General features: G+C 63.9%; 17 protein-coding genes. 6 read left to right on the forward strand and 11 right to left on the reverse strand.

The window, feature by feature from the left end:
- The first annotated feature begins 38 nt into the window (after nucleotides 1-38).
- Nucleotides 39-5,228 (forward strand): translocation/assembly module TamB domain-containing protein, encoded by a 5,190-nt coding sequence (locus EWM57_RS14525; RefSeq protein ID WP_129921882.1) that lies wholly within the window; start codon nucleotides 39-41, stop codon nucleotides 5,226-5,228.
- A 35-nt stretch (nucleotides 5,229-5,263) separates the two neighbouring features.
- Entirely contained in the window at nucleotides 5,264-7,609 is a 2,346-nt protein-coding gene (tamL, locus tag EWM57_RS14530; protein WP_129921883.1) for a translocation and assembly module lipoprotein TamL, read from the forward strand.
- A 179-nt stretch (nucleotides 7,610-7,788) separates the two neighbouring features.
- Here the strand turns inward: tamL and EWM57_RS14535 are convergent, their stop codons facing one another.
- The 4 genes from EWM57_RS14535 to fdhD all read right to left on the reverse strand — a co-directional run bounded on the left by EWM57_RS14535 (nucleotide 7,789) and on the right by fdhD (nucleotide 12,599).
- Complete coding sequence (locus EWM57_RS14535; protein WP_129921884.1) at nucleotides 7,789-8,349, reverse strand: hypothetical protein; 561 nt, start codon at nucleotides 8,347-8,349, stop codon at nucleotides 7,789-7,791.
- Between the two features lie 350 nt (nucleotides 8,350-8,699).
- Nucleotides 8,700-11,264 (reverse strand): FdhF/YdeP family oxidoreductase, encoded by a 2,565-nt coding sequence (locus EWM57_RS14540; protein WP_129921885.1) that lies wholly within the window; start codon nucleotides 11,262-11,264, stop codon nucleotides 8,700-8,702.
- A gap of 50 nt (nucleotides 11,265-11,314) precedes the next feature.
- On the reverse strand, nucleotides 11,315-11,638 hold the full coding sequence (locus EWM57_RS14545) for a DUF7009 family protein (protein WP_129921886.1): 324 nt from the start codon (nucleotides 11,636-11,638) through the stop codon (nucleotides 11,315-11,317).
- A gap of 94 nt (nucleotides 11,639-11,732) precedes the next feature.
- Nucleotides 11,733-12,599 carry a formate dehydrogenase accessory sulfurtransferase FdhD gene (gene fdhD / locus EWM57_RS14550; RefSeq protein WP_129921887.1) on the reverse strand — a complete coding sequence of 289 codons (867 nt, stop codon included), beginning with the start codon at nucleotides 12,597-12,599 and terminating at the stop codon, nucleotides 11,733-11,735.
- Nucleotides 12,600-12,787: 188 nt separating this feature from the next.
- On the opposite strand from fdhD, the gene moeB reads away from it, so the two are divergent.
- The gene (moeB, locus tag EWM57_RS14555) at nucleotides 12,788-13,897 is read left to right on the forward strand and encodes a molybdopterin-synthase adenylyltransferase MoeB (protein WP_129921888.1); all 1,110 of its coding nucleotides are present in this window, start codon (nucleotides 12,788-12,790) and stop codon (nucleotides 13,895-13,897) included.
- Between the two features lie 33 nt (nucleotides 13,898-13,930).
- Nucleotides 13,931-15,100 (forward strand): putative sulfate/molybdate transporter, encoded by a 1,170-nt coding sequence (locus EWM57_RS14560; protein WP_129921889.1) that lies wholly within the window; start codon nucleotides 13,931-13,933, stop codon nucleotides 15,098-15,100.
- Here EWM57_RS14560 and EWM57_RS14565 read toward each other — a convergent pair.
- The 6 genes from EWM57_RS14565 to moaA all read right to left on the reverse strand — a co-directional run bounded on the left by EWM57_RS14565 (nucleotide 15,073) and on the right by moaA (nucleotide 20,464).
- Nucleotides 15,073-16,311: a leucine-rich repeat domain-containing protein gene (locus EWM57_RS14565; protein ID WP_165370525.1), complete on the reverse strand. Its 1,239-nt coding sequence runs from the start codon at nucleotides 16,309-16,311 to the stop codon at nucleotides 15,073-15,075. The genes EWM57_RS14560 and EWM57_RS14565 overlap by 28 nt on opposite strands.
- A gap of 168 nt (nucleotides 16,312-16,479) precedes the next feature.
- Nucleotides 16,480-17,178: a ClpP family protease gene (locus EWM57_RS14570; protein WP_129921914.1), complete on the reverse strand. Its 699-nt coding sequence runs from the start codon at nucleotides 17,176-17,178 to the stop codon at nucleotides 16,480-16,482.
- 86 nt (nucleotides 17,179-17,264) lie between these two features.
- Nucleotides 17,265-17,549: a hypothetical protein gene (locus EWM57_RS14575; RefSeq protein WP_129921891.1), complete on the reverse strand. Its 285-nt coding sequence runs from the start codon at nucleotides 17,547-17,549 to the stop codon at nucleotides 17,265-17,267.
- Nucleotides 17,550-17,552: 3 nt separating this feature from the next.
- Nucleotides 17,553-18,104, reverse strand: coding sequence for an RNA polymerase sigma factor (locus EWM57_RS14580; RefSeq protein ID WP_129921892.1), 552 nt, complete (start codon nucleotides 18,102-18,104; stop codon nucleotides 17,553-17,555).
- A 488-nt stretch (nucleotides 18,105-18,592) separates the two neighbouring features.
- Nucleotides 18,593-19,408 carry an alpha/beta hydrolase gene (locus EWM57_RS14585; protein WP_242510080.1) on the reverse strand — a complete coding sequence of 272 codons (816 nt, stop codon included), beginning with the start codon at nucleotides 19,406-19,408 and terminating at the stop codon, nucleotides 18,593-18,595.
- A gap of 48 nt (nucleotides 19,409-19,456) precedes the next feature.
- The gene (gene moaA / locus EWM57_RS14590; RefSeq protein ID WP_129921893.1) at nucleotides 19,457-20,464 is read right to left on the reverse strand and encodes a GTP 3',8-cyclase MoaA; all 1,008 of its coding nucleotides are present in this window, start codon (nucleotides 20,462-20,464) and stop codon (nucleotides 19,457-19,459) included.
- 128 nt (nucleotides 20,465-20,592) lie between these two features.
- Between moaA and EWM57_RS14595 the strand changes: the two genes are divergently transcribed.
- The gene (locus EWM57_RS14595; protein ID WP_129921894.1) at nucleotides 20,593-20,835 is read left to right on the forward strand and encodes a MoaD/ThiS family protein; all 243 of its coding nucleotides are present in this window, start codon (nucleotides 20,593-20,595) and stop codon (nucleotides 20,833-20,835) included.
- A gap of 72 nt (nucleotides 20,836-20,907) precedes the next feature.
- Nucleotides 20,908-21,324: a molybdenum cofactor biosynthesis protein MoaE gene (locus EWM57_RS14600; RefSeq protein WP_129921895.1), complete on the forward strand. Its 417-nt coding sequence runs from the start codon at nucleotides 20,908-20,910 to the stop codon at nucleotides 21,322-21,324.
- Between the two features lie 9 nt (nucleotides 21,325-21,333).
- Here EWM57_RS14600 and EWM57_RS14605 read toward each other — a convergent pair whose 3' ends face one another.
- Nucleotides 21,334-23,145, reverse strand: coding sequence for a S41 family peptidase (locus EWM57_RS14605; protein WP_129921896.1), 1,812 nt, complete (start codon nucleotides 23,143-23,145; stop codon nucleotides 21,334-21,336).
- Nucleotides 23,146-23,174: the final 29 nt, after the last annotated feature.

A 23,174-nucleotide genomic window follows, 5' to 3' on the forward strand; every position in this document is an offset into this window, starting at 1 on the left:
GACGAACGGAACTTTACGCTTTTTGCCCTATCAACACCTTGCCTACTTACGTTCGTCGCGCCCTCTACGTCATTCTCGGCCTGCTGGCGCTGGTGCTGCTGCTCGTGGTGGTGGCCGTGGTGGCCCTGCAGTTTCCCGCCACCCAAGACTTTGCCGCCCGCCAGGCCGAGAAGTACCTGCGCGGCAAGCTCGGCACGGAGGTGCGCATCGGAAAATTCCGCACCGACTTCCGCCACGCTATTTCCCTCGACAACGTGTATCTGGAAGACCAGCAGAAAGATACGCTGCTGGCTGTGGGGCACGTAGGGGTAGATCTGGACCTGTGGGCCCTGACCAAGTCGCAGATCAACGTGAAAAGCCTGGAGCTCAACGACGGCCGGCTGGCCATCAAGCGCACCGAGCCCGACAGCGTGTCGAACTACGACTTTATCGTGGACGCCTTCACCACGCCTGCCGACCCCGCCGCCCCGGTAGATACCACCGGCGGCTTTAAGTACGACATCGGCGACCTGCACCTGTCCAACATTTTCCTAACCTACCAGGACCAGGTCGACGGCAACGATGTGCGCACCAAGGTTGGGGATCTGGCCGTGACCATGGACGAGGTGGACGTGGACCGGTCCATTTACAAAATCAACTCGGCGGCGCTGAAGAACACCAGCATCGGCATCGTGCAGACCAAGGTGCCGCCGGACACGCCCTCCGAGCCGCTCACGCTCACGTTTGGGCTTAACTCGGCCGCGCTCAACAATGTGCGCCTGACTTACCGCAACCAAGTGGCGGCCCAGTTTATCAGCACCCGCATCGGGGAGGCCGAGGTGACGGCCGACAACATCGACCTGATCCACTCCCGCGTGGCCCTGAATCAGCTCAAGCTGCGCAACACCTCGGTGGCCTACGCCCAGAACGAGAACGTGCCCGTGGAGCAGCGCGTGGTGAACCCCGCCGAAGCCGTGCGCAACCTGAACGAGTCGGTAGAAAAAGCCACCGGCCAGGCCACCAGCTGGGTGGTGACGCTCAAAAAGTCCGATATCAGCGGCGTGGACGTGGCCTTCGACAACTTCGACGAGCCCGCCCAGCGCACCCGCCTGCCGGCTATGGACTACAACCACCTTAAGTTCACGGACCTGGTGCTCAACACGGAGAACCTGTTCTATTCCGAAAACCGCACCACCGGCCGCATCGTGAACCTGGCCGGCAAGGAAAAAAGCGGCTTTCAGGTGGAAAGTGCCCGGGCCGACGTGGTGTTCGACTCGGTGCAGACCCGCCTCGACAGCCTTGACCTGATTACGCCCCACACCCGCATCCGCCGCACCCTGGCCATGCGCTACAAGAGCCTCGACGCGCTGGCCGACGTGAAGCAGCTGCCCAACCTGGGTATCGAAGGCGACCTGCGCAACGTGCGCCTGGGCTTCCGCGACATCCTCTACCTGGCTCCCGACCTGGCCGGCACGGCACCGTTTAACACGGGACCCAACCAGTCGGTGCTGATCAGCGGGCTGGTGAACGGGCGCGTGGGCGACTTCCGGGTGAAGAATCTGGAGTTCGTGGGCTTCCGCAACACGATTCTGCGCGCCGACGGCCGCATTCAGGGTTTGCCCGAAACGGACCGCCGGTTGTACACCGACCTTAACATCAAGCAGTTTACGACCACCAACGCCGACCTGCAGAGTTTGCTGCCCAAGGGCACGATTCCGAAGGAGTACCGCCTGCCCGACCGGATGAGCGTGGCCGGCACTTTTAAAGGGCGCCCCACGGCCCAGGTGTTCGACGCCAACCTGCGCGCGACGACCTCCTTCGGCAACGCTACGGCCCAGGTGAACATGGGCGCCGGGCCGAAAGGGCAGGAGCCGATTACGGCCACCTTCGCCACCCAGGGCCTCGACGTGGGCAAGTTTCTGCGCGACCCGACTATCGGCAAGGTCACGGCTACCGGCCGCCTGAACGCCCGCGGCCTCGACCCGACCCAGATGCGCGGCAAGCTCGTGGCCAACGTGCAGAGTGCCCGCTACAACGGCTACAACTACCGCGGCATCACGGCCAACGTGGACATCGACCGGCAGCTGTATAAGGTGGACGCCAAGAGTAAGTCAGACCCCAACCTGGACTTGGACCTGCTGGCCACGGTGAACCTGCGCGACGCCAAGAACCCAACCTATACCGTGGACCGCCTGAATCTGCGCGGGGCCAACCTCACGGCCCTGGGCTTTTACACCGGCGGCGACCTGCGCATCCAGGGGGATTTGCAGGCCAACATCAGCGGCTCGGATCTGAACTCCCTCAACGGCACGTTTGGGGGCCGCCGCATCGTGATTGTCAAGGATAACCAGCCGTTTGCGTTGGATTCGGTGAACGGGCGCATCCTGCAGCGGCCGGGCCGCACCGAGGTCGACTTTGCCTCCAACGTGCTCGACGCCACGCTGCGCGGCAACACCCGCCTGGGTGACCTGGCCCTGGAGCTGCAGCGCCACCTCGACCGGTATTTCGACCTACCCGGGGTGCAGTACCGGCCGTCGGCTACCTACCGGCAGTTCACCTTCGAGGCCAACCTGAAGAATCCGAAGATTGCCACCCAGCTGGTGCCCGACCTCAAGCAGATTTCGCCTTTCAAGCTCACCGGCAGCTACGACAGCCGGGCGGCTAACCTGACCGTCGACAGCCGCATCCCGCTGATTAAGTACCAGACGTACACCCTCGACTCCCTGCGCTTCCACGTCGACTCCGACCCGCAGAAGCTCGACTACGCCCTCAAGCTGCGCCAGGCCCGCCAGGACACGACCCTGCGCCTGCCCAACCCCAGTCTGACCGGCAGCATTGCCGACAACAAGATTGGCACTAACCTGCGCATCGCCGAGTCGGACAGCGCCCAGAAGCTCAACCTGAGCGGGGTGCTGCAGGTGCTGAATCAGGGCGCGGCCTACGCCTTCAGCTTCGGGCCCAACCTGGTGCTCGACAACCAGCAGTGGACCGTGGCGCCCGGCAACGAGCTGCGTTACACCACCGCCACCGGCGCCATCCAGGCCAACAACGTCCAGCTCAGCCAGGGCAACCAGTCGCTGAAGCTCCAGACCCTGCCCGGCACCCAGTACCCGCTCCAGGCCCTGATTTCCAACTTCGACCTCAACGGCCTGGCCAAGTCGGCCGGCATGCCCGACTCGATGGTGGCCGGCACGCTCAACGGGCAGGCCGTGGCCTACAGCATCGGCAAGCCCAAGCAGGCCTTTACTGCAGACTTGAAGCTGACCAACTTCGCCTACAACAAGGCCGCCATCGGCGACATTGCCCTGCAGGCCACCAACCCCACTCCGGACCGCTACAACGTGGATGCCCGCCTGACCAACGCCACCGGTACCGACGTGCGGGCCGTGGGCTACTATTTGGCCACGCCGCCCAGCCCGATTGAGTTTGCCGTTACGGTCAACAAGTTCGACCTCAAGACCATTGAGCCCTTTTCGGCCGGGCAGCTGCGCGAAATGCTCGGCGGCATCACCGGCAACCTCGCCGTGACGGGCACCGTGGCCCAGCCCCAGATTCGGGGTGTGCTCACCACCACGCCCGACGCGGGCTTCACGCTCACCCAGCTCGGCGCGCCCTACCGCCTGGTTAGCCAGGACGTGACCTTCGGCGGCCGCGGGCTGGAATTCAGCAACTTCACCGTACTCGACTCGGTGGGCAACAAGGCCGTGGTGAACGGCAACGTGTACACCAAAAACTACGTCGACGACTTCCGCTTCGACCTGGAGGCTACTACCGACAAGTTCCTGGCCGTGCAAAGCACCCAGAACGAGAACCCGCTGTTTTGGGGCAAGCTTGTCGTGGACTCCGACTCGCGCATCACCGGCAACCTCACCCTGCCCGTGGTCAACACCCGGGCCGTGGTGGTCGAGGGCTCCGACCTGAAGGTGGCCGTGCCCAACGACGAGGCCGGCTTGGTGGAAAGTGACGGTATCGTCAAGTTTGTGGACAAAAGCGCCCCGCTCGATACCATGCTGGCGCGCAGCGTCAAGCTCGACTCGGCCGAAGCGGCGCCCGGCTACGATATCCGGGCCGTGGTGACGGTGAACGACAACACGCCCTTCACCATCGTTATCGACCCCGTTTCGGGCGACAACCTCAAGGTGTACGCCGCCGGCACGCTCAACACCAAGATTGACCCCAGCGGCAACATCACCCTCACCGGTCGCCTGGAAGTGACCAAGGGCAAGTACGCCATGTCGCTCTACGGCCTGGCTTCCCGGGATTTCGACATCGGTCAGGGCAGCTACATTCAGTGGAGCGGGGACCCCTATAACGCCCAGCTCAACGTGGCCGCCATCTACAACGTGAAGGCGCCGCCGGCCGAGCTGCTCTCGGCCCAGGGCGTGGAAGAGGAAACCCTCAAGGCCGTGGGCCGCAACCAGCTGCCCTTCCAGGTGTATCTGAACGTGACCGGGGAGTTGCTCAAGCCCGTTATCGGCTTCGACATCAAGCTGCCCGAGGAGGCCCGCACCGACTTGCGCGGCCCCATCGAGGCCCGCCTCACCCAGCTGCGCCAGCCCAGCGAAACCACCGAGCTCAACAAGCAGGTGTTCTCGCTGATCGTACTGAACCGCTTTCTGGCCCAGGACCCCTTCCAGAACTCCAACGGCAACTTCGTGGCCGACCAGCTGCGGGGCTCGGCCAGCCAGGTGCTCACCCAGCAGCTCAACAACCTGACCGGCTCCTACCTGTCGAATTTGGGCGTGGAGCTGGGCGTGGATTCCTACGCCGACTACTCCTCGGGCGCGGAGAAAACCCGCACCGACCTGAATGTGGCCGTGCGCCGGCAATTGTTTAACAACCGCCTGACCGTGCGCCTGGGTACCGACGTGCCCCTGGGCGGGGGCAACCAGGCTTCCACGGGGCAGAGCCAGGCCGGCCTGAGCGCCTTCGCCGGCGACGTGAGCATCGAGTACAACGTGCTGGCCAATGGCCGGATTCGCCTGCGGGCCTTCCGCAACAACGCCTACGGCGACATCGACGGCCAATTTGTGCGCACCGGGGCCTCGCTCATCTTCCAGCGCGACTACCAGACCCTGGCCGACCTGTTCCGCGGCATCGACAAGACGGTGAAGGAGGAAGTGAAACTGGAACGCCGCCGCACCCGCCAGGAGCGCAAGGCTGAGCAGGATTCCACCAAGGTGGCTGCCCCGCCCCTGGCCCGCCGCGACACCACTCGCGCTACTCCCCCCGCCGCTACCAGCCGCTAATCATCGTTTTTCGCCGCTTTATTTCGCTTTCGTCCGTGCTTGTACCCCGCCGCCTTTCTTCCGTTTCTTCCCTGCCGCGCCGCGGTCTGGCCGCGCTGACGCTGGCGCTGCTGGCTTCCTGCTCGGGTACGAAGTTTATTCCCGAAGGCGCCAAGCTCTATACCGGCAGCACGGTGAAGGTGAAGTCGGAGGCGCCCATCAAAAACGAGGCGGCCCTGGTCACGGAGCTCGAAGGCGTCGTCACGCCCAAGCCCAACTCCTCCATTCTGGGGCTGCGGCCCAAGCTCTACTTCTGGCACATGGGCGAGGGTAAAACCAAGGGCCTGGGCCACTGGCTGGCCGATAAGTACGGGGAAAAGCCCGTGCTGCTCAGCCAGGCCGACACCCAGAAAGTGAAGCAGCTGATGGTCAACCGCCTCAACAACAACGGCTACTTCAAGCCCAGCGTGGGCAGCAAGATCCAGACCAAGGGCCGCACGGCTTCCATCGACTACACGGCCCTGGTGGGTAAGCCCTACCTGATCAAGGAAATCCACTTCCCCGAGGGCGACACGCTCCTGACCCGGGCCATCCGGGCCACCGAGCCGGGCACGCTGCTCAAGGTTGGCGACCCGTACAGCCTGCAAACCTTTATCAACGAGCGGAACCGTATCGACGGCGTGCTCAAAAACCAGGGCTATTACTACTTCACCCCCGACTACCTGCTCTTTGAAGTCGACAGCACGCTCGACAACCAAGCCAACGTGTACCTGAAGGTGAAGGGCTCGGTGCCGCGCCGGGCCGCCAAGCCCTACGTGCTCAGCCGCGTGACGCTGAACACCGACTACTCCCTGTCGGATACGGCCTCGCTGGGCCGCAAGCCCATCATCTACCAGAAGTACCGCTACTTCCCCGATGAGGAGGTGTTCAAGGCCAAGGCCATTACCAACGCCACCTTCCTGTACCCGGACAGCGTGTACCGCCGCCGCCGCTCCGACCAGACCCTGAGCCGCTTGATGAGCCTGGGCACGTTCAAGTTCGTGGACATCCGCTTCCGCCCCGACCGCGCCGTGCCCGACTCGGCCGGCTTTGGCCACCTGATCAGCAACGTGCGCATGACCCAGCTGCCCAAGAAAAGCCTGCGGGCCGAGGTGCTGCTGGTCAGCAAGAGCAACGGCTTCGTGGGGCCGGGCTTCCGTATCCAGTTTCGCAACCGCTCGGCTCTGCGCGGGGCCGAGCAGTTGCTGGTGAACGTGACGGGCTCGTTTGAAAACCAGACCAAGGCCGGCTCCAACACCATCGGCCTGACTTCCTACGAGCTCGGCGCCGATGCCCAGCTCGTGGTGCCCCGCCTTATCACGCCGCCCTTCGACATCCGGCTGCGCAACTCCGACTTCCAGCCCCGCACCACTTTCGGAGCCGGCTATAAGTACGTGGAGCGCCTGCAGGCCTTCCGCGAGGACGTGTTCAACCTCAACTACGGCTACACCTGGAAAACCAAGCTCACCAACGAGCAGGAGCTGCGCCCCATCGACTTGCAGTATATCCAGCTCAGCGGGACTTCCGACCAGTTCAAGCAGTTGCTGGCCGACCGGCCGTTCCTTGCCAACAGCTTCCGCCAGCAGTTTATCCTGGGCAGCAGCTACCGCTACACCTACAATCAGCAGGCCCTCGAGCAGCGCCGCAACCAGATCTACTTCAGCGGGGGCGTGGAAGTGTCCGGTAATTTGGCTTATCTGTTCAGCAGCCTCACGGGCCAGCCCCAGATAACCACGGCCAGCGGCGACAAGGCCTACACGTTGCTGGGCCAGCAGTTTGCCCAGTATACCAAAGTGGACCTGGAGCTGCGCAACTACTTCCGCACCTCCACCAACCCGACCAGCGGCAACAAGATTGCCACCCGCCTGCTGATCGGGGCTGGCTTGCCCTACCAGAACTCCAACGTGCTGCCCTACCTGAAGCAGTACGGCATCGGCGGACCCAACAGCGTGCGGGCTTTCCGGGCCCGCGGCATCGGGCCGGGGACCTACATGCCGACTACGGCGACCCAGGAAACCAATTACTTCTACGACCAGGTTGGTGACCTGCGCCTGGAGGCCAACGCCGAGTACCGCCAGGATTTGTTTCCCTACGTGAAGGGCGCTTTGTTCGTGGATGCGGGCAACATCTGGCTGGTCAATGAGGACCCGGCCCGCCTCGGCGGCAAGTTCAACCCCGGCACCTTCCTCAACCAGCTGGCCGTGGGCGCCGGCGCCGGCATCCGCATCGACGTGCAGTTCTTCGTCATCCGCCTCGACGCGGCCGTGCCCGTGCGCTACCCTGATGGCCGCACCACCGACCCCGACGGCGGCAAGCGCAGCACCGCCCCCGTCTACAACATTGCCATCGGCTACCCCTTCTAAGGAGCAATAATTTTGCTGTCCTGAGCGCCGTGTTGAACCTTACTCTGCGCCCTTGCTAACCCATAAAAATGAGCACAGCCCCTGACCGTTGGCGCGGTCAGGGGCTGTGCTCATTACTAGAGGCGTTGGAGCCGAGTGTAGAAGGAGTGTTACCCTACCGGCCTTATTCAGGCCGACGGTTAGGTATGGTGCGCGGCCATGCGGCTATGGTAGGCCAGCACGTCTTCGGGGCCATCCTTTGCCATTTGCGGAGCCAGCACCTCGTTGGGCTGAAGCTGCCCGCCGGCCTGCCGGAAAGCGTCGTAGTGCGCCTGGTCCAGGAAGCCGGGCAGCTGATCCTGGGGGAGCCAGTCGCTGAGCAGGCTGGCGAAGTCGAGCCCCTCGAAGGTGGCGTAGGTGCCCGCAGCAGGATCGAGCAGGCCGATGGGGGCGTCGGTGCCTTCGTCGGTGGTTTGCTCGGCCACCAGCAGCATGCCGTAAGCATTGCGGCCAATGACGGTCCGCTCCACACCCGGCGTCAGTCGGTGCGCCCACAGGTCCAGAATGGGGGTGAGCCCGGGCAGCTCGGCCCCAAACAGGTACAGAAACCCGTTGCGATACCAGCCCGCGCCCACCTCGTCGTACATCATCCGCCACAGGCTCTTGTCGAACTTGTCGGCGAAAAAGTCGCCGGGCGGCACGGCGGGCTCAGGGCGGCCGAAGTGGTGGGTGAAAACAGAAATTTCGGGCTCGTCGGACATAAAGGAAAAGTTGCGGGCCGCAAGATTGCGAAGGGAATATTGTTCAGCCCCGCCCGGAACCGAACCAGTTGGGCTCTAAACCTAATCAGTTGGTTTCAAAGGTAAACCAGTTCGGTTTCGAGGTGAACTAGTTGGGTTCCGAGACGAACTGGTTCGGTTCGAAGGTAAACCAGTTAAGTTCTGAACTAAGCTAGTTCGGGTCCGAGGTGAAGTAGTTGGGTTCAAAGGTAAACCAGTTGGGTTCCGAACCCAACCAGTTGGCTTCCGAGCATCCCAGGTGGAGATAGTAGTCGAAAAAAGCCCCGGCACGGATGGGCGCCGGGGCTTCGTCAGTCTGTACTAGCCGGCAGTTATGCCAGCTCCCGGGCCTTTACCCGGGCTTCCAGGTCTTCGCGGGAGGCATTGAGGGCCTTAGTCGGAATCACCGTCACCACCACGTACTTGGACGTAGGTGTGTTGCTGGTTTTGGCCACGCTGGCAATGGGCACCAGCGGGTTGGCCTCGGGGAAGTAGGCGGCCACGTTGCCCTTCGGAATGTCGTAGGGAATAGCCAGAAACTTCTCCACCGTGCGCTCATCACCCTGGAAGTGGCTGGTGATGTCGATGAGGTCCTTGGCCTTGAGCCCCCGGTCGGCCATGTCCTGGCGGTTCATAAACAGCACCCGCCGCTCTCCGTGGATGCCCCGGTACCGGTCGTTGTAGTCGTAGATGGTGGTGTTGAACTGGTCGTGGCTGCGCACGGTCATCAGCACGAGTTGGTCGGGCTCCAGCTTGTACTTCTCCAGCTCGGTGGTGGTGAAGTTGGCCTTGCCGTTCTTGGTGGTGAATTTCCGCTCCCGGGGGCCGTTGGGCAGATAGAACCCGCCGGGCCGCCGCAGCTTCTCGTTGAAATCCTCGAAGCCCGGAATGACGCGGCTGATGTGGTCCCGGATGACGTCGTAGTTCTCGGTCATGGCCACCCAGTCGGCAATGTTGATTTTGTCGCCGAGGGTGGCAATGGCCACGCCGCAGAGGATGGCTACTTCGCTCATCATCTGCCCCGGCAGCGGCACCAGCACGCCCTTGTTCTGACTGACCACGCCCATCGAATTCTCGCAGGACGTCATCTGGTGGCCGCTTTTCTGCATGTCCACGTCGGCGTGGGTGAAGCAGGGCAGCAGTAGGCTGGTTTCCCCCGTCACGAGGTGGCCGCGGTTGAGCTTGGTGCCCACAAACACGGTCAGCTTCTGCTTGCGCATACCCTCGGCAATGACTTCGGTGTCGGGGCCGGCGGCCAGCAGGTTGCCGCCCAGGCCGAAGTAGACCTTGGTTTTACCCTTATACATGGCCTTGATGGCCTCCACCGTATCGTAGCCGTGCTCGTAAGGGGGCTGGAAGTTGAATTCCTGACCCAGCTTGTCCTGGAACTCCTTGGTGGGCTGCTCCCAGACGCCCATGGTCCGGTCGCCCTGCACGTTGGAGTGGCCCCGCACCGGGCAGGTGCCGGCCCCGGGCTTGCCGATGGCGCCCTTCAGCAGATGCAGGTTCACAATTTCCTGGATGGTCTGCACGCCCTGGCGCTGCTGGGTCACGCCCATGGCCCAGCAGGTGATAATCTTCTGCTTGCGGGCCAGCATGTTGGCGGCCTCCAGCAGCTGCGCCCGGGAAATGCCGCTGAGCTCCTCAATGTCTTCCCAGCTCGTGTTGCGGATGTTCTGCTCAAACGAGTCGAAGCCGGTGGTGTACTTATCGATGAAGGGCCGGTCTACAACCAGGCCCGGGTTGGCGTCCTCGGCTTCGAAGAGGTGCTTCATAATGCCGCGCAGCAGGGCCATGTCGCCATCCACGCGCACCTGCAGAAACAGGTCCGTTATCTGGGTGCCGTCACCCATCAGCGCGCCCAGGGCCCGGAGCGGATTCATGAAGTCCTGGGGATTCTTGAAGTGGTTCAGCCCCGCCTCAAACAGCGGGTTGACGGCAATAATCTGGGCTCCGTTGCGCTTGGCCTTCTGCAAGGCCGTGAGCATGCGCGGGTGGTTGGTGCCCGGGTTCTGTCCGATGATGAGGATGACCTCGGCCTCGTGGATGTCGTTGAGCGTGACCGAGCCCTTGCCCAGACCTAGCGTGGGGCTCAGGGCCGCCCCGCTGCTCTCGTGGCACATGTTGGAGCAGTCGGGCAGGTTGTTGGTGCCGAGCAGCTTGGCAAAGAGCTGGAACAGAAAGGCCGGCTCGTTGGGCACCTTGCCCGAAGTATAAAACAGCGCCTCGTTGGGCGAGGCCAGGGCGTTGAGGTTGTCAGCAATGATTTTAAACGCCTCCGCCCACTCGATGGGCGAATAGTGGTTGTCGCCGGGGCGCACCACCATCGGGTGAGTGAGGCGGCCGGCGTTGTTCTGGTCCCGGTCCGTCATCTGCGACAGTTCGGCCAGGCTGTGCTTGGCAAAAAACTCGGGGCCGGCGGCTTTGTCGTCGGCGTCGGAGGCGGTGGCTTTGGCGCCGTTTTCGCAAAACTCGGCCACCGAGCGGTGGTCGTCGGGGTCGGGCCAGGCGCAGGAAGAGCAGTCGAACCCGTCCTTCTGGTTCATTTTCAGCAGCCCGCGGGTGCCCCGGCTCAGGCCGGCCTCGCCCCAGTTGAACTCCATGGACTTGATAACGGCCGTCACGCCGGCGGCCACGCGCTGCTGTTCTTCCAGGCGCAGGCCGGTCAGGGCTTCGGGCGGCTGGGCCAGGATGGGATGCTTGTATTTGGCGTTGGCCACGTCGGGAGCTTTGATGTTGGATTCGTCGCGCTGGTGCTGGGGGTCGGGGCGGTAGTGGTCGGGGGCGGGCGCCTCGCCCTGACCGGGCCGTTCCCCGCTTTTGGGAGTGTTGGCTTCAGCGCCCTGCTGTTGCGTTTTGCCAGCCTGGCTGGGGTCTTCGGCGGGAGATTTTTCCATGACGGGAGGTGGCAAAGTGAAAACGAAGGAGTGAGAAACCTAGCCGCGGGTTAATGTCGGCAGTCCAGGTCTTTTTCAACCAGAATACGCAAGGTCTGGTTTTCGGCTACCAGCAAGGTGGCTGCCAAACCGTTCTGGTCGGTGCCGGTCCAGTGGGCGGCCAGCGTGGCAGGCACCTTCACCGTGACGGCTCCGGCCCCGTAGGTTACCCGAAACTCCTCGGATTCGGCCCGTTCCAGGGCGTAAGTCAGGGTGTCGGTGGCCGTGGGACCCAGGGGCAGGGCGACGGCCACCCGGCCGGTGGCGGCAAACTGCTGCACCTCAGCTTCGGACAGGCGCAGACGTAAGGAGTTTTCTTCGAGGCGAAGCTTCACTGGGTGGAATTCTGAAGGGTGAACTACGAATGCTGGATTACGCAGAGTTGGCGGAAAAGGCGAAAGCAAGCCCTGCTAATTCAGTATTCATGTTTTAAGAATTACCCCGGATGCGCCAGGGGTGGGTGTACACGTTGTAGCGCTGCTGGCGCACGAAGCCGCAGAGCGTCATGCCGAAATCCTGGGCGGCCCGCACGGCCAGGGAGCTGGGTGCGCCCACGGCCGCCATGATGGGAATCCCGGCCACGGCTGCTTTCTGCACCAGCTCAAACGAAGCCCGCCCGCTCACGAGCAGCACGTGCTGGTGCAGGGGCAGCTGGTCGGCGAGCAGCGCGGCCCCAATCACCTTGTCGAGGGCGTTGTGGCGGCCCACGTCTTCGCGGAGCAGGAGCAGCTCCCCGGCGGGGGAAAACAGCGCCGCCGCGTGCAGGCCGCCGGTTTGCTCAAACAGTTCCTGGGCCGCCCGCTGCCGCCCGGGCAACTCGTGAATCACGGACGCCGCCACGTGGGGGCCATCGGCGGGCAGCACGGGGCAGGCGGCGGCGTGCACGGCCTCAATGCTGGTTTTGCCGCAGACCCCGCAGCTGCTGCTGGTGTAGAAGTGGCGCTCCAGCCGCGGCATATCCAGGGGCAGGCCCGCGGCCAGCTCGGCCCGGACCACGTTTTCGCGCTCCTCGGCCTTTTCCACATCGGGGCAATAGAGGACGCCGGTCAGCTCGGCGCGGCTGCGGATGAGCCCCTCAGTGAGCAGGAAGCCTGCCGTCAGCTCGAAGTCGTGGCCCGGCGTGCGCATCGTCACCGACAAGGTGCGGTGCTCCCGCTGCCCCGCCGGCCCGTAGCCCAGCCGGATTTCCAGGGGCTCCTCGGCGGCCAGCACGTCGGAGGCCTCGGTCAGGTGGGTACCCGCCACTTTCTGGATGGTGGCGTACTCGTAGCTGGTCGGCGGCAGGAAGGCTTTCACGGGAGAATTATGAATGCTGAATTGGTACTTACGGGCTTCCGGCGGGCTTGGGGAAAGGGCTGAAGAAAGCCGAGGGCGGGCCGAAGGGTAACTTTTAAGTTGGGGCGTAAGTTTAGAACCAGAGCTGAATTCGGAAACGCGCCTGCTGCGAATTCCGAATGCACAGTCCAGATTTAAAATTCTCCGCAATGCTTACTCCCGACGAACGGCAGCGCTACCGCCGCCACCTGCAGCTGCCCGAAATCGGGGACGCCGGCCAGGAAAAGCTCAAGGCGGCCCGGGTGCTGGTGGTGGGTGCCGGCGGCCTGGGCTGCCCGGTACTCCAGTACCTGGCCGCGGCCGGCGTGGGCACGCTCGGCATTGCCGACGACGACCAGGTCGAAACCAGCAACCTGCAGCGCCAGATCCTGTTCGGGTCCGCCGACCTGGGCCAGAACAAGGCCGAGGCCGCCGCCCGGGCCGTGCAGCGCCTCAACCCACTGGTGCACTGTCAGGTATATCCGCACCGCATCGACCGGGCCGCCGTGCGCGAGCTGGTGGGCCGCTACGACGTGGTGGTGGACGGCTCCGACAACTTCCCGACCCGCTACCTGCTCAACGACGCCTGCGTGAGCACCGGCCGGCCCCTAATTTCGGGCGCCATCTACAAGTTTGAGGGGCAGGTGTCGGTGTTCAACTACGCCGGCGGCCCCAGCTACCGCTGCCTGTTTCCGACCCCGCCCTCGGCCACCGAGGCGCCCAACTGCGACGCCACCGGCGTGCTGGGCGTGCTGCCGGGCTTGATTGGCTGCGCCCAGGCCAACGAGGCGCTGAAGGTAATTCTGGACCTGGGCGAAGTGCTCAGCGGCCGGCTTTGGGTGTTCGATGCCCTCTCGTTTCAAACCCGCATCCTGAAGTTTCCGCGCCACGCCGAGCGGGCCCGCATCAGCCTCGAAACTGCCGACCCCGCCGACTACGCCGAGCTCTGTCAGCCCGGCCTGGCCAGCCTGACGGCGCCCCAGCTCCAGCTGCAGCTCAGCTCGGCCACCCCGCCCTTTCTGCTCGACGTGCGCGAGCCCGAGGAGTACGCCACCTGCCACCTGCCCGGCGCCACGCTGGTGCCGTTGGGCAGCCTGGAGCACAGCCTGGCCCGGATTCCGCGTCACCATCCGGTGGTGGTATATTGCCACCGCGGGGGCCGCAGCGCCCAGGCCATTGCTCGCCTGCAGCACGAGTTCGGCTTCGACAACCTGCTCAACCTGCAGGGCGGCATCCAGGCCTGGGCCGAAACCGTCGACGCCGACATGCCGCAGTATTAGAGCCGTTTTTTCTCCTGATTCCTCCCTTTTTTCGTGCCGCTTACCGCTCCTCCCGCCGTTCCGGCCCGCCCCCGCATCCGCTTCGACCGCAACGAGCTGGCCGGGGCCTTTGGCGACCTGGGCACCGACCTGCCCCTGCTCATCGGCATCATTGCCGCTTCCGGCGTCGATAGCGCCGGGGTACTGATTGTGTTCGGGCTGCTGCAGGTGTTTTCGGGGCTCTGGTACGGTATGCCCATGCCAGTGCAGCCGCTCAAGGCCTTTGCGGCGCTGGTTATTGCCCAAAAGATTCCCGGCCGCATCATCTTCGGGGGCGGCTTGGCCATTGGGCTGAGCATGCTGGTGCTGGCCGCCACCGGCCTCATCGACGCCCTGGCCCGTCTGATTCCCAAGCCGGTCATTCGCGGCATTCAGTTCGGGCTGGCCTTGCAGCTGGCCACGCTGGCGCTCAAGGAGTACGTGCCCGCCGACGGCCTGCCCGGTTTTGCCCTGGCCGCGGCGGCGTTTCTGATTACGGTGGTGCTGCTCGGCAACCGCCGCTGGCCCGCGGCCCTGGTCGTTATTGCCCTGGGCGTGGCGTATGCGCTGGTTTTCAAGCTCGATCTGGCCACGGCCCAGAAAGCCATCGGCCTGCACCTGCCCGGGTTCCACATCCCCGGGCGCGCCGACATCCTGACCGGGGCCGTGCTGCTGGCGCTGCCCCAGATTCCGTTGTCGCTCGGCAACTCGATTTTAGCCACCAAGCAGGTGCTCACCGACCACTTCCCCGAGCGCAAGGTCACGGTGCGGCAGATCAGCTTCACCTACGCCTGCATGAACCTGGTGGCCCCGTTTTTCGGCGGCTTTCCGGTCTGCCACGGCTCGGGCGGACTAGTCGGCCACTACGCCTTCGGGGCCCGGACCGGCGGCTCGGTGGTGCTCTATGGCAGCCTGTTTCTGGTGCTGGGCCTGTTTTTCAGCCAGGGCTTTGCCGAAGTCGTGCAGATCTTCCCGCTGCCGGTGCTGGGCGTGTTGCTGCTCTTCGAAGCCCTGACCCTGGCCGCCCTGCTCCGTGACATCATCATCTCGAAAGCCGACCTGACGGTGGCCCTGCTCGTGGGCTTGCTCTGCGCGGGGCTCCCCTACGGCTACCTGGTTGGGCTGCTGGCGGGCACGGCAGTGTATTACGCTATGCGTCAGGGCTGGATCGGCTTGGGGAAGTAGGGGTAGTATTTCAGCTCCAGCTTTTTGAGCTTCGGCAGCCGCCGCAAGTTCACGTCGGCAGAGTCAAGCCCGTTGTCTTGAACATTTAGTTCTTCCAACGGCAACTGATAAATAACCTCGGGCAATTTGTTGGCAAGACCACCTTTCAAATTGAGTTTCCGCAGCCGTGGTAGGGCCAGCAGGGCGTCAAGATCCGTCATTTGGTTGCGGTGTTTATCGTTCCAGAAGCCCTCCAGCCCCAATACCTCCAGCTGTTGAAGTCGACGGATGCTTCCGGGCACTATCCGGAGGTTGGCATTGCCCAGGGAGAGTTTCCGCAGGCTGGTCAGGCCATTCACGGCTTCCGGATACCGCACTAGGCGATTATCATCGAGGTTGAGCACGCGCAAGCTTTTCAGCCGGCTGATTGAAGCCGGAATGCTGTCCAGGCGGTTGTATTCCAGATTCAGCTCCTGCAGGCTGTCGAGCTGGTAAAGTACCGTCGGGAATTCCGTCAGGTGATTGTAGCTCAGGTCCAGCTTTTTCAGGCGCTTTAGCTTCTCGAAGCCAGCTGGCAGACGCGGCAGGCCGCTCAAGTGCAGGCGTAGGCTGTCGAGATTATACAGCTCGCCCAGCCGGCTGTACAGCGTATCGGGGCCGCTGTCCCGGCCGTTGCGCTTCTCGTACTGAATTGCGTAGGTGGTCAGATCCAGTGACCTGACTTTCGCCGGCTCTTTCAGGGCCAGGCGTAGGTCATCATAATGGCCCTGAAAGTCCTTGCGAGTACGCTGGAAGTAGGTGGAATCCAGCCGGAAAGTAAACGTGCCCCGCACCAGGGGCTTCTGCTGCCCTTTCGAATTCACATACTGCAAATCGAGCCGCAGGCGGGGCTGAGTAGGCGAGTTGTTCAGCCGGGTAACGGTGCCCGTGATGTTCCGGAACTGCTCGAAGTGCCACGTGGCCCGGTCGTAGCCAATGACGGAAAAGGCCGAGTTGGGAACCGGCAGCGGCTGGCTGATGGGCAGATTGGCTATTTGCTTGACGCGTACAAACAGCTCTTTGCTATACCAAGTGTCACTGATGTAGGGCCGGGTAGAAGAATAGCTGTACTGCAACACTTCGAAGCGGCCACTATCCAGCTCCGTGCCGCCGATTATATCCGCCCGGCGCAGATACTTGGTCCGGGTTTGACTTTCCTGCCAGTGGAGTGTACGCCTATAAATTCTTTTCACAGGCTTGCAGGCCACCGCCACCTGCAAGCAACTGAAGAGCAGCCAAAAATTATAGTTTATCCGCACAGCTTACAGTTACTCTACATCGAAATGCTCTTCCCAACCCGAAATTTGCTGTTCTAAATTACAGCATTGCCAGCCATTTCTGCTCACGGGCCGGGCGCCATGCTATTCCGTTTTCCGTTCCAGCACCTCGTCAATCAAACCGTACTCTTTGGCCTCGTCGGCGCGCATCCAGTAGTCTCGGTCGGAGTCGTCGTGGATCTGCTGGTAGGTTTTGCCGGTACGGTCGGCGTAAATCTGGTAGAGCTCCTGCCGCAGCTTGACCACTTCCCGGGCCGTTATTTCGATGTCGGCCGAGGGGCCCTGCACCCCACCGGAGGGCTGGTGAATCATGACCCGGGCGTGGGGCAGGGCCGAGCGTTTGCCCAGGGCCCCACCGCAGAGCAGGAACGCGCCCATCGAGGCCGCCAGCCCGGTGCAGATGGTGGCCACGTCGGGCTGCACGTACTGCATGGTGTCGAAAATGCCCAGGCCGGCGTACACCGAGCCCCCGGGGGAATTGATGTAGAGCAGAATGTCCTTCTTGGCATCCACCGACTCCAGAAAGAGCAGCTGGGCCGTGATGATGTTGGCAATATTGTCGTCGACGGCCTGGCCCAGAAAGATGATCCGGTCCATAATCAGGCGCGAAAACACGTCGATTTCGGCGAAGCGGGTGGGCCGCTCCTCAATCACGGAGCGGGTCATGCCCGTGAGCTGGGGATAGAAGCGGCCTTCGAACTGGTGCTGGTACCGGTCGAGGCTGGCGCCGGACAGTCCCTGGCCCTGGACGGCAAATTTTCGGAATTCCTGGGAAATGAGCATGGAAAAGAAGGGGTTAGGAGAAGGCATGGTAAAGCCGGTCGGCCTTTTCAGGGGTCGAAAGCAAACGGTAGGAAAGCGGTAGAAAACTAGCGGCGGCCCAGCAGGTGGCTTAGGTGGTCGGTGGCAGTTTGCAGCCAGGTGCGGCGGCGGGTGGTGCGCTCCAAGTGGGCGTGAATCTGGCGCAGCTCATGGCGCAGCTGCTGGCGGCCGGCCTCGCGCAGGGCCTGGTAGAGCTGAACCTGCGTTTGGGCGTCGGCGGCCAGGTTGGGGTCGGTGAGCAGCTGAACCTGCCACTGGGCGGCCTCAGCGGGCGTGGGCCGGCCCAGCAGGTGGTGCTCAAGGTACTGCAAACGGTCGAGGGCGGGGCGCATGGCTTAGTGGGCTAGGGTGGCTACGGCGGCCCGCACCGACTTGCGCAGGCGCTCCAGGCACTTGAACTTCTGCACGGTGGCCGAGCGCACGCTGCCGTAGTCATGGGCCGCAGCAATCTGGTCCAGGGGCTGCTGGAAGTAGTAGAAGTCCAGCAGCAGGCTCTGGCACTTCTCCCCGAGGCGGGCCAGATAGTCGAGCACAGGCACGGAGGCAGGCTCATCCGCCGGGGTTTCGGCGGGCGGCTCGGGCTGGTTGGTGAGGTCGGTAAGGGGCAGGCGGGCGCGGCGGTCCAGCTCCTGCCGCCACCGGTTGCGGCTGATGCCCACCAGCAGCGTGCTCACCGAGGACGACAGCACGAAGGTGTCGGCCACGGCCTTTTCGTAGAAGATGACCATGGCGTCCTGGAAAATGTCCTGGGCATCCTGGGCCGAGCCTCCGTGCTGCTGCACGTAGCGGCGCACCAACGGAAAGGCCCGTTGGTAGATTCGGGTCATGGTGTGTTCTCGGTCGGTGAGCAGGGCCTGCCGGAGCGAGGCGGAGGTTTCGGTTTCCATAATACTGGTGCGCCTGGGAAGTGGGAGAGTGCCGTTCTGCCAGTTAATCGGCAAAAGCACGAACTATCACCCCCGGCCACCCCAAAAATTACCACTTACTTTTCACTCTGCGCCCCGCCACCCCGCCGCCGTGAACGAACGCAGGGACGCCGTGAGTCATCGGAGGAGCAGCGGGAGCCAGCGCAGGGCCGGTGTTAACGAACGTAGGGCCGGCGTGAACGAGCGCAGGGCCGGTGTTGGCGAACGTAGAGACGGCGTGAACTATCGTAGGGACGGTGTGAATGATCTACTGCAGGCCGTGAGCGACTTACGGCAGGGTGTGAATCATCTACTGCAGGGCGTGAGCGAGATACTGCGCAGCAAGCAGGTGCGGGCTGGGGTGAGGCCAACGAAGCGGGAGAGATGCTTCGACTCCGCTTGATTCGCGGAATGCTCAGCATGACGGACTGGAAAAGAAAAGGGAAGGTGTCATTTCTGGCTTGTTTTCCTTAACCCAACGGCTGGCCCAGCACCTGCCGCAGGGCGGCCTGGTAGAATGGGTTAGTGGTCATGCCGTTGTGGCCCACGCCGGGTAGGGTGATAAACTGGTCCTGGGGCTTAAGCAGGGCCTTGAGCTGGAGCGTGGTCCGGTGGTCGATGACCTCGTCCTGGTCGCCGTGGAAGATGACGACGGGGCAGGCTACGCGGGGCAACACGGCGTCGGTGTTGAGGGGGTAGCGCACAATGGCGCCGGGCACCCAGGGATAGTGCTGCCGGGCCACGGCCCGCATGCTGAAGTAGGGGGCTTGCAACAGCAGCCGCTGCGGGTGTTCCTGGGCGGCCAGCCAGGTGGCCAGGCCCGTGCCGAGGGAGTAGCCCAGAATGGTGATATGGCTTTCGGGAAATTCCGTCAGCAGCTGTCGGTAGGCGGTCTGCACGTCGGCCAGCAGCTGGGCCTGGCTGCTGATAACGCCTTCGCTTTTGCCGTAGCCGCGGTAGTCGAGCATAAACACCGAGTAGCCCAGCCCGGTGTAAGTAGCCGCGGCTTCGCCCCAGCTGTCGAGGGCCCCGCTGTTGCCGTGCAGGTAGAAAATCAGGCCCCGGGGTGAGTCGGCCCGAAACAGCAGGCCATGCAGGCGGGTGCCGTCGGCCATGGGCAGCCAGCGCTCCTCCCAGGGGGTGGCGAAGGCAAAGCGGTAGTCGGCGGGCAGCTTGGTGGGAAAGAACAGCAGGCGCTCCTGCCGGAAGTAGATAAAGCTCACTACCGCCGCGTACAGCAGCGCGCCGAGGCCCAGGAGCCAGAGCAGAATTTTCAAAGCCAGCATCTTGAGTCGAAGTGAGCCGGGAAGATGCGCAAAGAAATCGAGGGAAGCCTAGCCCCCAATCGTGCTCATCGACTCGAAGCTGAGCTGGTGCACGGGGCGCTGCCGCTCGGCCTCGAAGCCGTCGGCGGCCCGGTGGCGGAAGGCGTGGGCCAGGGCCGCCGTCACCTCAGCATCGGAGGCGCCGCCGCGCAGCAAGGCCCGCACGTCGAGCACCCCTTGGTCGTAGAGGCAGGTTTTGAGCCCGCCCTCGGCCGTCAGGCGCAGGCGGTTGCAGGTGCCGCAGAACGTGCGCGAGTACGCCGCAATAATGCCCACCGTGCCCTGGTGGCCGGCCAGGCTGTACTCCGAAGCCGTGGCCCCGGGCTGCTTGGTGATGGGCGTAAAGGCGCCCAGGTGCGCCTCCAGGTGCTCGCGGATGCGCACGTGGCTCCACGGAATCTGGATGGCGCCGTGGCTGCCGCCATTAAAGGGCATCTCCTCGATAAAGCGCACTTCCACCGGCAGGTCCCGGGTCAACTCGGCCAGGGGCACTAGGTCCTGGGTGTTCTGCCCGTCCATCACCACGGCGTTGATCTTGACCTTGATGCCGGCGGCCAGCAGGGCGTAAAACGTGTCGAGCACCCGGGGCAGCTCGTCGCGGCGGGTGATGGCGGCAAACCGGGCCCGGTCCAGGGTGTCGAGGCTCAGGTTGACGGTCCGCACGCCCAACCGCACCAGCTCGGGAATGTGGGGCTCGGTGAGCACGCCGTTGGTGGTCAGGCTGATGTCCTGAATGCCCGGAATCTGGCTCAGGCGCCCGATAAACGGCACCAGGTCGCGGCGCACGAAGGGCTCCCCGCCGGTGAGGCGCACCTTGCGCACGCCCAGGCCGGCCAGCAGTCCCACCACCCGCTCCATCTCCTCGTAGGTCAGCAGTTCGCGCTTGGGCATGTACTGGATGCCCTGCTCGGGCATGCAGTAGAAGCAGCGCAGATTGCAGCGGTCCGTGACGGCCAGGCGCACGTATTCGAGCGGGCGGCCGTGGTTGTCGAACAAAACGGGGGAGGCAACGGACATAGCAGGGAAAATCAGGTAGTGCCTCAACGTAAGCACCGGCAAAAGGGGTTCAGAACAAAAAACGACAAATTTGCCTTTCTGTTCCACCGCGGCCCGCGTATACCAGCCCCGGCGACTGAGATAAACAAATGAAACTGAAAATTGCTCTTTTTGGCATTGCCAAAGAAATTGTGGGTAGCTCCCAACTCGACCTGACCGCGCCCGACCAGCAGTCGGTAACCGGCCTGATGGACCAGCTGCGCGGCCAGTATCCCGCCCTGGGCGAGCTGACCAGCTTTGCCGTGGCCGTCAACAGCGAGTACGCCGCCGCGGACTACCGCCTGCAGGAAAACGACGAAATAGCCCTGATTCCGCCCGTCAGCGGGGGCTAAGGATTAAGAAGAACGGCTGACCTTCTGCCCAAGCGCAGGAGGTCAGTTTACGAAAGACGACAGCAAAACCGAATGCACATATTTCTTACCGACCAGCCCATCGACGTGGCCGCCGTGCTGGCGTCCGTGCAGGACGAGGGCGCGGGAGCCGTCAACTCGTTTATCGGCACCGTCCGCAACCAGAGCACCGGCCGCCGGGTGGTTCGCCTCGACTACGAAGCCTACGACGCCATGGCCGTGCACCAGATGCGCCGGGTAGCCGAGCAGGCCCAGGAAATGTGGCCCATGCTGCGGCAAGTGGCCGTGACGCACCGCAAGGGCCGCCTCGACATCGGGGACGTGGCCGTGGTCGTGGCCGTGTCCACCCCCCACCGCGCCGACTCCTTTGCCGCCTGCCAGTTTATCATCGACACCATCAAGCAGGTGGTGCCCATCTGGAAAAAGGAAGAATACGAGGACGGCTCCGTCTGGGTGGCCGCCCATCCGTAGGCGCCGGGTTCAGGGCTTTGGACTATTGGTAAGCAGCTCCACGGCCCGCTCCAGCACCTCGTCGCGCCCGGCTCGGATGCCGGCAATGGTAGGCTTCACCTCCACGTCGGGCACGATGCCCACGCGCTGGGTCTCGCGGCCGTCGGGGTAGTAAACGCCCAGGCCCGAAATGCGGGTGACGATGTTGCCGGGCAGCACGATGGCCGACACGTTGCCATCGGCGCCGGCGGTGGTGCTGCCCAGTACGGTGGCGCCTGGCACCGCGCGCAGGGCCAGGGCCGTGTACTCGGAAAGGCTCTGGGACAACTCGTTCACCAGAATGACCACCTTGCCTGCGTACACCGGACCTTCCCCCTCAGGCAACTTATAGTAAGGTTTGCGCACGAAGGTGCCGGGGTAAGTCGTGAGCGGCTCGCTGAACTGTACAAAGTCCACCGGTTTGGCCAGCAGGTATTGCGGCAGGGTGAAGACCACGAAGTCCGCCGGGTAATTGCGAATGTCGATGATCAGGCCCTTCGTGGTTCGGGCCTGCTGCATGATGGCCGGCAGGTCTTTGCTCAGCAGGGAGCCCAGGGTAAGGTGGCCGATATTGCCGGGCAAGGTGTGCCAGGCGGGGGCATTGGGGTCGGCAGTGCCGTTGTTGAGGCCCATATTCAGGCGGGCGGCAGGATAGCGCGGTAGGGTCACGGGCCGCTCCTGGCCGTCGCGGCGCACGAGCAGCGTCACTTGCCCGGTGCTGCCGCGCAGCAGGTCCCGGGCCACGTTGCGCAACTGGGCCGCGTCGTTGGAGGCCGGCGTGAGCGGGCGGCGCTGCGCAAGCAGTGTGGGCACCGGCTGCCCGTCCACGGCCGTTACCACGTCGCCGGGCAGCAGGCCGGTGGCGGGGCCCAGCAGCGGGTCGAAGTAGCCCGTCACCACGGCCTGGCCCTCCACGAAACGCACCTGCACCGGCGCGAAGAACGTGCCCCGGTAAGCGGCAACCACCTTGTCGGCGTCGAAGAGGGTGGCGTGGGAGTCGTGGAGACGCGCAATGAGGGCCAGGGCCGCCAGCCGGTACTGTTCGGGCGTGCGGGCGCCCAGAAACGTCGGAATAAACTCGTTGAGCACCGGCTGCCAGTCCTCGCCAATGGCGTAGCGGTAGGGGAAAAAGTAGGCAATCATGTTCCAGTAGCGAAACAGCGCCAGCAGGCGCAGGCCGTCATCGGGCAGGCTGCCTTGCAGGCGCGGGTAGCTGCTCTCGTGCTCAAAGACCGGGTTGTGGGCGCCCGCCGCCAGCCGCACGTAGTAGTGCGGGCCCTGGTTGCGGTTGCGGCGCAGGTGTTCCAGCTGCCGGCTTAGCTGCGCACTCACCTGCTTTTTGTCGGTTAGCCAGGCCAGGTCGGGCTGCAGGCGCAGGGAGTCGGGGGCGGGCTCCCGGCAAGTAGGGCAGGCCGGCACGGGACCCAGGCGGCTGAGCCAGGCACTCAGCACGCGGCTGCGGGCCTGTACCGAGTGGCTGCGCAGCACCAGGGGCAGCACCCGCAGCAGGGCGGCATCGAGGTTGTGCTGCCCGGCCGCCACTGCCGGATGATAATACTTGGCAAAGCCCCACACCCGGCCCAACACCGCCAGGTTGTCGAGCTGGCGGCGGCTCAGGTTGGTCAGTTGCAGGCCCGAGCCCGTGGCAAATGCCGTATCGTGGTCGGCTGGGTAAGTCGGACCGGTTTCGAGCGGGGCCGGCCCGGTGAGTTGGTGGTCTGGCAGCCGGTCAGGTAGCGAGGTGGCAGTGGCAGTAGTTGCGCTGAGCAGGACGCTGAGCAGGAGCAGATAGTAGCGGATCATATAACGGCTAGAGTCGGGGTGACGCCCGA

It is taken from the genome of Hymenobacter persicinus, assembly GCF_004167665.1.
Classification (GTDB): domain Bacteria; phylum Bacteroidota; class Bacteroidia; order Cytophagales; family Hymenobacteraceae; genus Hymenobacter; species Hymenobacter persicinus.